Source organism: Clostridium sp. JNZ X4-2, from assembly GCF_054889485.1.
The window spans coordinates 2,236,654-2,248,849 of record NZ_CM142685.1 but is presented as its reverse complement, the minus strand read 5'-3'; the positions used below and the strand labels follow the sequence as shown (position 1 = coordinate 2,248,849).

Here is a 12,196-nt window from a genome sequence, read left to right as displayed (position 1 = left end):
TGTTTCAAAATTCTATTTTGAAACAGCCGCCTTAAATATTAGAGCTGTCTGTTCATATGTTATAATTGTCAATATACAAATATCATACTATTTGATTTGGAGGAGAAAACAATGAGAATTTTACATACTTCTGATTGGCATCTGGGTAAAAATTTAGAGGGATACAGCCGAATGGATGAACAAGAGGCCTTTCTTGAAGATTTTATAAAAATAGTTCAAACCAATCATGTGGATTTGATAATTATTGCAGGAGATATTTATGACAATGCTAATCCCCCGGCCAGGGCTGAAAAATTTTTCTATGATACGCTGAAAAAATTATCTTCAAATGGAGAAAGGATAACTTTAGTCATAGCAGGCAATCATGATAATCCGGACAGGCTGGTGGCAGCAGGACCTCTGGCAAGGGATCATGGAATTATAATGGTAGGTACACCAAAAACAGTAATACCTTGCGGCAATTATGGCAAACACAAGGTTGTCAATTCTGGTGAAGGTTTCATTGAGGTTGAAATAAATGGAGAAAAAGCTGTGATTATTACGGTGCCATATCCTAGTGAAAAAAGGTTGAATGAAGTTTTGTATGACGAAATGGAGGAGGAAAGGGAAAAGGTAAAATCATACAGTGACAGAATTAAAATGTTATTTGATAATTTGAGTAAAAATTATAGGGAGGATACTATAAATATTGTAGTTTCCCATCTATTTGCAATGGGAAGTGATGAGGCGGGTTCAGAAAGGAATGTTCAGCTGGGCGGAAGTTTTATTGTAGATGGAAGCTGTTTTCCTGAAAGTGCCCAGTACATTGCACTGGGACATGTTCATAAACCCCAAATAGTGCCTGGAACTCATGGAAGGGCAAGATATTCGGGTTCACCTATTCAATATAATAAAAGGGAAATTAATTTTAAGAAAAAATGTTTTATTATAGATGTGAAAGCAGGGGAGGACTGCAGAGTTGAAGAAGTTGAATTTAAAGTATATAAGCCTATAGAAATTTGGAAATGTAAAAGTATTGAAGAGGCCATGGAAAAGTGTGAGGAAAATAAAGAAAAAAATTGCTGGGTTTATATAGAGGTAACTTCTGATAGATATATAAGAGAAGATGAAATAAAATTTATGAAAACTACAAAAAAAGATATATTGGAGATTGTTCCAAAAATAAAAAACAAGGATAGTGAAAATATAGATATAAATAGTTTTTCACATAAGTCTTTTGAAGAGATTTTCAGGGAGTTTTACTTAAAAGAAAGAAAGGTTGAACCCCGGCCAGAGGTAATAGATTTGTTATTATCTATTATTAGGGAGGGAGAAGGCAATGAAACCTATTAAGCTTAAAATAAAAGGATTAAACAGTTTTGTGGAAGCCCAGGAAATTGATTTTAAAAAATTGACCAGCAAAGGTATATTTGGTATATTCGGATCTACCGGCAGCGGGAAATCTACTGTACTTGATGGAATTACTTTAGCCCTGTATGGTGAAGTAGCAAGAAAAAGCTCTAATTTTATGAATGTAAATTGTAACAGCCTAAATGTAAGCTATGAATTTCAAATATCTGAAAAGAAAATAAAAACCTATATAGTAGAGAGAGAATTTAAGAGAGAAAATAAAACTGGAAAGGTGAGAAGTAAATCTGCCAGGATAATGGATGTTACCGGCAAATTAAAAAAGGTATTGGAAGAAGGAGCTAAGAATGTAACTGAAAGATGTGAAGAAATACTGGGGCTTAAGCTGGAGGATTTCACCAGAACCGTGGTACTTCCCCAGGGGAGGTTTAGTGAATTTTTAAAATTAGAGGGAAAAGACAGAAGAAATATGCTTGAAAGATTGTTCAGCCTTCAAAAATATGGAGATGATCTGTCATTTAAATTAAGTGCAAAAAGTAAAGAAGAAAGAGAAAAGGCCAGTGTGCTGCAGGGCCAGCTGAAGGGTTATGAAGGCATTGGGGCAGAAAACTTGAAAGAAAAGGCTGAAGAACTGGAAAGAATAGAAAAACAGTATGGCAGATGTAAAATAGAATATAATGTGGTTGAACAAAAATTTAATGATGGAAAAGAATTATGGAAGCTTCAATTGGAATTAGATGAAAAAGTCAATGAACGCAAGCTGTTAAGAGAAAAAGAAGGTCAGATAAATGAATGGGAAAAAAAGGTTAGTTTGGCTGAAGGAGCATTAAAGATTAAACCCTATATGGATAACTTTGAAAATACACTTGATCAAATAAAGACCATAAAAAAGGAACTGTTAAATTTAAATAATAAAATAGGTGTTATAAGAGAAAATAAAAATAAAACAGGGATAATACTAAATGAAATTAGGGATAAAAAAGATAAGGAACTGCCGGAATTAAGGGTAAAACAACAAAAAATTTCAGATGCTGTTGAAGAAAGCATAATATTGAACCGATTACAGCAGGAAAAGAAGCTGCTGAAGAAAGATATTGAATATTTGAAGAAAAATTTACAAAATAAAAATAATGAAATGATAAATGATAAAAATTATATTGAAGAGCTATTGGTTAATATCAGGAAAAAAGAAGAGACAATGGAAATTTTGAAAATACCTGAAGAGTATAAAAGAAAAATAAATAAAGGAATGATTATGTTAATTAATTATGAGAATATTATGGTTCAAAAAAATAGCCTGTGTAAAGATATAGAAACTTGTCAGATGAATATGAAAGCTGCAGCTGGCAGAGGGGAAATTTTACTAAAAAATATTGAAGAAAAGAAAAAGTTGTTGGACGATAATATGAGGAAATTGAATAAACTGCTGGAAATGTGTCCTGGGGATGAAAACACCCTGCTTGTTTTTCAAGCCAATTTATCTTCTGTAAAAGGTAAATGTGATAGATACAGAGATTACAAAAATTCTGAAGATAAAAGCAAAGGTATTGTTCAAGATTTAAAAAAAGAATTGAAGAATAAGTGTGGCATAAAATCTGATTTGGAATGTGAAATTAAGGAAGTAAGTGAAAAGGTGGAAAAATTTAAAAGGGATGATTTGGCAAATACTTTAAAAAATACACTGTCGGAGGGTGATTCATGTCCTGTTTGCGGTTCGGCATATCATTGTGTGAAAAGCTTCAATATAATTGACACCAGTAGTTTAGAAAAACTAGAAATTGATTTAAATCAAAAAGAAAATAAAAGCAGGAAATTAACTGAAGAGATAATAAAGATACAGACAAATATTTTATCAGAAGAAAAAAATGTAAAAGAAATTCAGAAAAAAATTAAAGAATTAGGAGAGGACTTTAAAGAGATTTCAGTAAGTATTCTCCAGTGTGAATTTCATAAATTAAAATACAATATAATTGAATTTAACGACAAAAAAAGTATTCTGGAGAAAAAGATTAAAATTTTAAAAGAGGAAAAGACTTCTATGGATATTGATTACAGCAGAGAAATTACTATACAAGAGCAAAATAAGTCTCGATTGATAAGATTGCAGCAAGATTTAAACACTGAGGAAGAAAAACTGAAAATAATGGAAGAACAATTGTCGTCATTAAAAGCTGAACTATCAGTAGAAAATTTTAAAAGCAGGTCAAATGAAATAAATGATAAAGAAAAAGAAAGAATTAAGCTGGAAAGTGAAATAAGAAAATTTAGAAATGATTTAGATATAAAACGGAATGAAAAAGAAGAACTTAACAGCAGAGTAACAGATTTAAAAGAAAAATTAAGTGAAAAACAGGCAAAGTTTCAGGAAACAGACAAAAACATATGTGAAAAAGAAAATAGTATAAAAAATAAAGTGGGGCAGATAGTGGATTTAGAAGATCTTAATAAAGGGATATCTGACTCCATAGAAAAGATAGAAAGTGAATATGCAATAGCAGAAAAAAATAATAGGAAAATAGAGAAGGACTATGATATATATAATAATAAGATAATAGCTGCCCATAGCAGCTTAGCCAATTTAAACGAAAGAAATTTAAAAGAGAGGGAAAGTCTGGAAAAAGCTCTGAAAGAGCAACCATTTAAAGACATATATGAAGTTAAAAAGTTTTTTATGAACAGGCTTGATATGAATAAACTAAGGGAAAAGATACAGGAGTATAAGGATTTTCTTGTAAAGTTAAATGTCACTATAGAAAATCTCTATAAAAATACAGGGGGTAAAACTTTAACAGAAGGCCAGTGGATCCAAATGCAGCAGGATAAAAATGAAAAGAATAATGAATTGAATAAATTATATGAAGCTAAAATAAAAATAAATGAAGAGGTAAATTCTATAAATATAAAGTTATCAGAGTTAAAGGTTCTTTTAGAAAAAAAAGAAAAAATGGAACATGAATTAGGACTTTTAGATGATCTGGAAAAATTATTTAAAGGTAAAAAATTTGTGGAGTTTGTGGCTGGAAATCAATTGAAATATATATCCCTGGAAGCAGATAAAAAATTGAGGCAGATTACCTGTGAAAATTATGGATTAGAAGTTGATGAGGACGGAAGATTTTTTATCAGGGATTATAAAAATGGGGGGAAAAAGAGGGATGCTTCCACATTGTCAGGAGGTGAAACTTTTGTGACATCTTTAGCTTTGGCACTGGCTCTATCTGCTCAAATACAGTTAAAGGGCACAGCACCTTTGGAACTGTTTTTCTTAGATGAAGGTTTCGGTACTCTAGATGATAATTTACTTGAAATAGTTATGGATTCCCTGGAAAAAATTCATAATGACAAATTATCAATAGGAATAATAAGCCATTTGGAAGTTATCAAGGAAAGAATGCCGGTAAAACTTATAGTATCTCCTGCTGAGGCAGGAATGGGAGGAAGCAGGGTAAAAATAGAAATAAATTAACCGAGAGTATATTGTTATTTATATATAATTTATTATATTATTGTAAATGTAATATAGTAAATATTGAATGGAGGGGGATACATTATGAACAGTATAAAAAATATAGCTGCCATAGGAATGGGGGCTATTGGATGTGCATATGACAGTAAATTGTATGACTTGAATCCAGCAGGATTAAAAGTCATAGCAGGTGGAGAAAGGGCTGAAAGATATAAGAAAAATGGATTTATAATAAATGGAAAAAGATATGACTTTACATATGTGGATCCGGAAGAAAAAACAGAACCGGCAGATTTGATTATTGTTTCAGTAAAGTCATATCAACTTTGTCAGGCTGTGGAGGATATGAAAAATCAAGTTGGGAAAGATACAATTATAATATCTCTTATGAATGGAATTACCAGCGAAGAGATAATAGGGAAAAAATATGGAATGGATAAAATGCTCTATGCCCTCTGTATTGCCATTGATGGAAACCGAAAGGGCAATGAGATCTCCTTTTCCAGTTACGGAAATATAGTTTTTGGCGAAAAAACAAATAATATTTACTCGGAAAAAGTACAGAGGATAAAAGAACTTTTTGACAGGGCAGATATAGCCTACAGCATTCCAAAGGATATGATGCACTCCCTGTGGTATAAATTTATGATCAATGTGGGGATAAATCAGGCTTCAGCAGTTGTAAGAGAGAATTATGGAGTATTTCAATTTGTAGGCGCGGCGAAAGAGCTTATGGAATCTGCCATGTGGGAAGTGGTAAGGTTATCCAAAAAAATCGGCATAAATTTAAGCGGAGGGGATATTGAAAAATGGAATAAGGTACTTGCTTCCATGCCTCCCCGCAGCAATACTTCAATGTGTCAGGATATTGAATATGGCAGAAAAACTGAAGTCGATATATTTGCAGGAACTGTATGCAGACTGGGAGAAAAATATGGAGTAGATACTCCAGTAAACAGGACACTTTTAAATATAATAAAGGCAGTGGAGTGGAGCAATGCTTCAAAAATGTAGGTTTTATAGGAGAGAATAGATGGAAGAGGATTATAAAGATCTTAAAATTGCAGAAAAGAGAACTAAGGTAAATGTTATAGTATATGTGTTTTTATCTTTATTTAAGCTCAGTATAGGATATTTTTTTCACTCCAGAGCTCTTTTCGCGGATGGCATTAATAATTCCACGGATATAATAGCTTCCCTAGCCATTGTTATAGGACTTAAAATATCCAGAAAACCTGCCGATGAGGATCATGCCTATGGACATTTGAGAGCACAGACGGTATCTACCCTGGTTGCTTCTTTGATAATGATAGCTGTAGGAGCAGAGGTTTTTTACAATGCAGTGTACTCCACTATATTTTTCAAGGCCAAGGCACCGGATATGATATCTGCATTGGTTTCCATTGTATGTACTGTATTGGTATATGTAGTGTACAGGTATAACAGGAAAGTGGCAGTTAAAATTAAGAGTATGGCACTTATGGCTGCTGCAAAGGACAATCTTTCAGATGCCTGGGTCAGCCTTGGGGCTGCCTGTGGAATTATAGCATCGCAGTTTGGTTTTCCCTGGATAGATCCACTGGCAGCAGTAATAGTGGGAATACTGATAATAAAAACAGGAATGGGAATTTTCAAGGAGTCCGCCCAAAGTTTAACTGATGGTTTTGACAGCAGGCAGCTGGATAAGATAATTGGAAAAATAAATCAAGTTGAAGGCGTAGACAGTGTCAGGGATGTAAAGGCCAGGGTACATGGAAACAACATTTTACTTGATATCGTAATAGGCGTCAGCTCCAAATTGACCGTACTTGAAAGTCATAGTATTACGGAAAAGATAGAAAGCATGCTGAGCAGTGAATTTAAAATAAAATATGCAATTATACATGTAGAGCCGGCTTTGAAATAGCTGTTGTATTCGGACATTAGGGTAAAACTGAATAATTGATTACAGGTTGAACATGATGTATAATAAATGCTACAGGAGGCGATATTACATGGATAAAATTTCAAGTTTCACTGTCAATCATTTAAAACTGATACCAGGTGTTTATGTTTCCAGAAAAGATAAATATGGAGAGGTAGTTCTAACCACATTTGATATAAGAATGACAAGCCCTAATGATGAACCTGTTATGAATACAGCGGAAGTTCATACCATTGAGCATTTAGGAGCAACTTTTTTGAGAAATCACAGTATTTATGGAGATAAAACCGTATATTTTGGACCCATGGGGTGCAGAACGGGATTTTATCTGATTTTGCATGGAGACTATGAGTCAAAGGATATTGTGGATTTGCTGGTGGAGATGTATAAGTTCATATTAAATTTTCAAGGAGATATACCTGGAGCTGATCCAAAAGACTGTGGAAATTATTTGGACATGAATCTTCCTATGGCGAAATACTGGGCAGATAAATTTCTCAAAGAAGTTTTGACAGATATCCCGGATGAAAGGCTGAATTATCCAAATTAATATGGAAATAATTAATAAAAGTCGCTTTTATCATATTTTATGATAAAAGTGACTTTTTAATCTTAGGTTAATTATTATAACTAAACAAGATTCATTTTAGAAATCAGCAGATATAAGATATTGACAAGCAGTAGTCGTTTACAATAAAATAATATAGTGTAATCATATTACACTAGTTTGATTTTGGGCTGTTTATTTTATAAGGGGGAATATAATATGCCGCAATTTTTAGATATGGAGGAAGCAATAAAGAAATATGTTAAAAATGGCTCAACCATTATGATTGGGGGATTTCTTGGAAGCAATACACCATTGATGGCTGTTGATAAATTGGTAGAACTTAATATAAGTGATTTGACACTTATATGTTCAACAAATTCTTTTCCAGGAGGAGGATTTGATATAGGACTGCTGTTTGATCATGGGCTTGTAAAAAAGTTTATAGGTTCTCATATAGGAACCAATCCTACTGCTGTAAAACAATATATGGATAACAAAATAGAAGTGGAGTATTATCCTATGGGCAGCCTAATTGAGAAGATAAGGTGTGCTGCTGCTGGATTAGGTGGAGTGCTGACACCTACAGGACTGGGAACCTTGCTTGAAAAAGGTAAAAAGAAGATAGAAGTAGATGGCAGGGAATACTTATTGGAAACTCCTTTAAAGGCAGATGTAGCTATAATAAAAGCTCAAAAGGCAGATAAAATGGGAAATCTTGTTTATAGCGGTGCACCTACTGCCAGCCCGCTGATGGCAGCAGCGGCAGATATAACTATTGTGGAAGTTGAAGAAATAGTTGAAGCCGGTGAAATCAAACCGGAGATAGTTCAAACGCCGGGAATTTTTAATGATGCAATATGTGTAGGATACAGTTATGAAGAATGTCAGAGTAAGATGAGAAAGGTATGGAGTAGACTACAATAATCTATATTTAATTGGACAACTTAAAAGCGGGGGGGAATTTCAAATGAATATAAAAAATAAGATAGCAAAAAGAGCTGCCAGAGAATTAAAGGATGGAATGGTAGTAAACCTTGGATTTGGTATTCCAACTTTAGCAGCCAACTATATTGAAAAGGGAATAAATGTTATGCTGCAGTCTGAAAACGGGGTCTTGAATTTTGGAACAGATGTAAAAGAAAATGAGGACAGTCCATTTTTTTGCGGTGCAAGCGGAGGACCAATAAATGCACTGCCCGGTTGTTCCATTGCTAATTTAGATACAGCTTTTCTGATTTTAAGAGGTGGACATGTAGATATAACCATATTAGGTGCTTTAGAGGTAGATTCAGAAGGAAATATAGCCAATTGGGCAGTGCCATGTGGAAATGATAAATATATACCTGGAGTGGGAGGAGCTATGGACATACTGGTAGGTACTAAAAAGGTAGTGGTTGCCATGACACATAAAGCCAAAGATGGGTCATCTAAAATCAAGAGAAAATGTTCCATGCCTATTTCGGCAGTTAAAGCAGTGAACTTAATTATTACTGATGAAGCTGTAATAAAGGTTACAGATGAGGGACTGCTTCTGGAAGAAATAGCACAAGGACTTACAGTAGAGCAAGTTGTTAAAGATACTGAGCCGGAACTTATAATATCGGAGAATTTAAAGGTCAGTGATATTTTATAATATATAAAGTTGAAATTATTTAAAATGCAAAATAATACTTGATTAAATTATATTTATGTAGTATTATGAGGTTATTAAAAATTGCAATGATAAGAAGAGTAAATTACAGGATGCTATTTAGAGAAAATTTCCATTAGGTGCAAGGAAATTTTAGCGGAGAGTAATTGAAGTGCATCTTGGAGCACTGAATTGAATTGAAGTAGATTTCAGCGGATACAACCGTTAAAATGTTGAGGTATGATTGTACCAATAAAAGTTTTATTTTATTTATCGTATTTTGTTTGTTATTTTTACGATTTATATTATTAAACAGAGTGGAACCGCGGAAGTAACCTTCTGCCTCTGTAAAGAGGCAGAAGGTTTTTTGTTTTTCAAAATTCCGGAATTTGAAAAATAATAAATGAATTTAACAAGTATTAGATGGAGGAATCTTATATGAAAGTTTTTGATGATATTAAAGAAATGATAGGAGAAACACCTATACTAAAAATAAATAAATTTGATTTAAAAGATGGAGTCAATATATATGCAAAGCTTGAAAATTTTAATCCAGGAGGCAGTGTAAAGGATAGAATTGGCGATTATATGATAAAGCAGGCTGAAAAAAGGGGAAAATTAAAGAAAGGATATACAATAATAGAGGCTACAGCTGGAAATACTGGGCTTGGAATTGCACTAGGAGCATTAAATAGAGGATATAAGGTAATATTTGCAGTTCCAGAAAAGTTTTCAATAGAAAAGCAGGTGCTTATGAAAGCACTTGGGGCAGAAATAGTTCATACTCCTGAGGAAAGCGGAATGAGGGGAGCTATAGAAAAATCCAGGGAACTTTTAAATGAAATACCCAATTCCATATCATTGGGGCAATTTGAAAATGCAGATAATCCCAAGGCTCATTATATTACAACAGGTCCTGAAATATATGAACAGCTGAAGGGGAAAATAGATTATTTTGTTGCCGGGGCAGGCAGCGGGGGAACTTTTACGGGTATAGCAAAATATTTAAAGGAAAAGAACAGCCATATAAAAGCTATACTGGCTGATCCGGAAGGTTCTACTCTTGGTGGAGGTACTGAAGAACACGGTTATGCCATTGAAGGCATAGGGAATGATTTCCTGCCGGATACTATGGATTTGGACTTAGTGGATAAAGTTATAAAAGTAAATGATGATGAAGCTTTTTCCGCAGTTAGGGAACTTGCAAGAAGAGAAGGATTAATAGTGGGATCTTCCTCAGGAGCAGCTCTTTCGGCAGCATTAAAACTGGCTGAAACTATAGATAGAGGTAATATAGTTACTGTATTTCCGGACAGGGGAGACAGATACTTCAGTAAAAGTTTGTATGATTAAGGGATAACTGACAAATGATGCTGACAATATTGAGATTATTATTTTAATATGTATTGACAAGAGAGCTTAAAAATTATATAGTAAATATAATCAGTTTGATGTTTGTAGATCAAAATATAAAATTTCTTATCAAGAGAGGTGGAGGGATTGGCCCTATGATACCCGGCAACCTGGTATGTATTATATACCCAACGGTGCTAAATCCAACAGGTGAAAACCTGAAAGATGAGAAACAGAGGAAATATAACTTCCTGCGGTTTCTCAGCAGGAAGTTTTTTATTTTGACTTCAAATTTAAAATTAAATATGATAGTTCTTATCAAGAGAGGTGGAGGGACTGGCCCTATGATACCCGGCAACCTGATTATGCATTATATAATCAATGGTGCTAATTCCAGCAGGTAAGTCCTGAAAGATGAGAAACATAAAATGTAACTTCCTATGTTTTCTCAAGTAGGAAGTTTTTATATTAGTTTTTTATGGAGGTATGAAATGAGCAAAAATTTAGAACAACAGCCATTAAAAAAGGATTTAAAGAATCGTCATATACAGATGATTGCTATTGGCGGTGCTATAGGAGTAGGCTTATTTTATGGATCTGCTGATGCTATTAAAACAGGTGGACCTGCTATTATTTTAGCCTACTTAATAGGTGGTTTATTTATTTTCTTGATTATGAGGGCATTGGGGGAATTAGCTGTAGACCAGCCTAATTCAGGATCATTTAGTGCTTATGCAACTCGTTATCTGGGGCCTTTTGCAGGATTCTTTTCGGGCTGGACTTATTGGTTTCAATGTACAGCTACTGTTATGGCTGAACTTACAGCAATGGGAATTTACATTCAGTTTTGGCTGCCTGAATTTCCAAAATGGCTTACTGCCCTAATATTTTTATTAATACTGATTGCAATTAATTTAATTGGTGTTAAAGCTTACGGTGAGTTTGAATTCTGGTTTGCCCTTGTAAAGGTAGTTGCTATCATATGCATGATTATTTTTGGAATATTGATTATATTTTTAGGATTTAATAATGCTGGACATTCTGTTGGATTGTCTAATATATGGGATAATAGTGGATTTTTTGCCAATGGATTTAAGGGATTTATTTTATGTTTTGTTTTTGTAACCTTTGCTTTTGGAGGTGTGGAACTTATTGGTATAACTGCCGGTGAAGCAGAAGAACCTCAGAAATCAATACCCAAGGCAATAAACGATGTGTTTTGGCGTATACTTATTTTTTATGTAGGGTCTATTACTGTAATGCTGGCGCTTTATCCATGGAACAAAATTGGAATAGATGGAAGTCCTTTTGTACTTGTATTTTCCAAAGTTGGAATTCCTGCAGCTGCATCAGTTATAAATTTTGTTATTTTAACGGCAGCTCTTTCAGGTATGAATAGTGCTCTGTATGTGGATGGCAGGATGCTTTATAGTTTGGCTCTGAATAATAATGCACCAAAGGTATTTGGTAAAGTGAATAAATCCGGAGTACCCTATGTAGGAATACTTTTCAGCACAGGAGTAGCAGTAATTGCTGTAATATTGAATTATTTTGTTCCAGGAAAGGTTTTTGGATATATTTCTTCAGTGACAACTATAGCTATTCTGACTGCCTGGGGAACCATTCTAATAACCCAGCTGAAGTTTCGAAAGGAAAAATCTGCAGCAGGTGAGAAAATCAAATTTAAAATGCCGCTGTGTCCTATATCATCCTATATTACTATAATATATCTGTTGGCCATTGTTGTTTCATTGGGATTTTTACCTGCCACCAGGGTGGCTCTTTATGTCATACCGGTATGGGTACTGGCACTTGTAATTTTATATAAGTTGTTTTGCAGTAAGAAGATAAGAGACTCTTAAAAAATTTCATTTTAAGTTCGTATTAGAGTTATGCATAAAAAATATTTAAATAAATTGGAGGGTT

The 12,196-nt window shown here is 33.8% G+C and carries 9 protein-coding genes and 2 riboswitches; all 9 genes read left to right on the top strand.

Annotation, left to right across the window (positions count from 1 at the left end; translation table 11 throughout):
* Positions 1 to 111 precede the first annotated feature (111 nt).
* The 9 genes from ACYUJ6_RS10755 to ACYUJ6_RS10715 all read left to right on the top strand — a co-directional run bounded on the left by ACYUJ6_RS10755 (position 112) and on the right by ACYUJ6_RS10715 (position 12,132).
* Complete coding sequence (locus tag ACYUJ6_RS10755; protein ID WP_461842785.1) at positions 112 to 1,332, top strand: exonuclease SbcCD subunit D; 1,221 nt, start codon at positions 112 to 114, stop codon at positions 1,330 to 1,332.
* Complete coding sequence (locus tag ACYUJ6_RS10750; RefSeq protein WP_461842784.1) at positions 1,319 to 4,813, top strand: AAA family ATPase; 3,495 nt, start codon at positions 1,319 to 1,321, stop codon at positions 4,811 to 4,813. The genes ACYUJ6_RS10755 and ACYUJ6_RS10750 overlap by 14 nt, the downstream gene beginning before the upstream one ends.
* Positions 4,814 to 4,897: 84 nt before the next feature.
* Positions 4,898 to 5,827: a ketopantoate reductase family protein gene (locus ACYUJ6_RS10745; protein ID WP_461842783.1), complete on the top strand. Its 930-nt coding sequence runs from the start codon at positions 4,898 to 4,900 to the stop codon at positions 5,825 to 5,827.
* A gap of 19 nt (positions 5,828 to 5,846) precedes the next feature.
* Positions 5,847 to 6,719: a cation diffusion facilitator family transporter gene (locus ACYUJ6_RS10740; protein ID WP_461842782.1), complete on the top strand. Its 873-nt coding sequence runs from the start codon at positions 5,847 to 5,849 to the stop codon at positions 6,717 to 6,719.
* A gap of 88 nt (positions 6,720 to 6,807) precedes the next feature.
* Complete coding sequence (locus tag ACYUJ6_RS10735) at positions 6,808 to 7,287, top strand: S-ribosylhomocysteine lyase (protein ID WP_461842781.1); 480 nt, start codon at positions 6,808 to 6,810, stop codon at positions 7,285 to 7,287.
* A gap of 216 nt (positions 7,288 to 7,503) precedes the next feature.
* On the top strand, positions 7,504 to 8,211 hold the full coding sequence (locus ACYUJ6_RS10730) for a CoA transferase subunit A (protein ID WP_461842780.1): 708 nt from the start codon (positions 7,504 to 7,506) through the stop codon (positions 8,209 to 8,211).
* 43 nt (positions 8,212 to 8,254) lie between these two features.
* Positions 8,255 to 8,920: a 3-oxoacid CoA-transferase subunit B gene (locus ACYUJ6_RS10725; protein WP_461842779.1), complete on the top strand. Its 666-nt coding sequence runs from the start codon at positions 8,255 to 8,257 to the stop codon at positions 8,918 to 8,920.
* A gap of 435 nt (positions 8,921 to 9,355) precedes the next feature.
* Entirely contained in the window at positions 9,356 to 10,270 is a 915-nt protein-coding gene (locus ACYUJ6_RS10720) for a PLP-dependent cysteine synthase family protein (protein ID WP_461842778.1), read from the top strand.
* Positions 10,271 to 10,393: 123 nt separating this feature from the next.
* Positions 10,394 to 10,502: riboswitch (SAM riboswitch) on the top strand.
* 80 nt (positions 10,503 to 10,582) lie between these two features.
* A riboswitch (SAM riboswitch) is annotated at positions 10,583 to 10,691 on the top strand.
* A gap of 70 nt (positions 10,692 to 10,761) precedes the next feature.
* A complete protein-coding gene (locus ACYUJ6_RS10715) occupies positions 10,762 to 12,132 on the top strand; it encodes an amino acid permease (RefSeq protein ID WP_461842777.1) in 1,371 nt (456 codons plus the stop codon).
* Positions 12,133 to 12,196 lie beyond the last annotated feature (64 nt).